This is a genomic window from Micromonospora sp. HK10 (assembly GCF_000982955.1).
Classification (GTDB): domain Bacteria; phylum Actinomycetota; class Actinomycetes; order Mycobacteriales; family Micromonosporaceae; genus Micromonospora.
Map to the genome: position 1 here is coordinate 345 of NZ_KQ058777.1, position 309 is coordinate 653.

At 76.7% G+C, this 309-nt stretch carries 1 protein-coding gene; it reads right to left on the reverse strand.

The window, feature by feature from the left end:
- On the reverse strand, positions 1-285 hold a 285-nt coding region (locus tag LQ51_RS33830), incomplete at its 3' end, for an imidazole glycerol phosphate synthase subunit HisH (RefSeq protein WP_046564886.1).
- Positions 286-309 lie beyond the last annotated feature (24 nt).

The following is a 309-nucleotide window of genomic DNA, read 5'->3' on the forward strand; positions in this document are numbered from 1 at the left end:
GTTCCAGCCCATGTGCGGCAGCCGGTCGGCCGGCAGCTTCGTCACGCCACCCGGCAACAGCCCGAGCCCCTTGGTCACCACGCCGTGCTCGTCGCCGTGCTCGAAGAGCACCTGCATGCCGACGCAGATGCCCAGGACCGGGCGGCCGGCGGCCACCCGCAACGCCCGGGCCGCGGCGGTCAGGTCGTCGGTCACGGTGACCTCCGCGCCGGCGCGCGCCAAGGCCCGCTCGGCCGAGCGCAGGTTGCCCGAGCCGTAGTCGAGCACCACCACCCGCGGGCCCACCCGCCGCAGCCCGCTCCGCTCGCC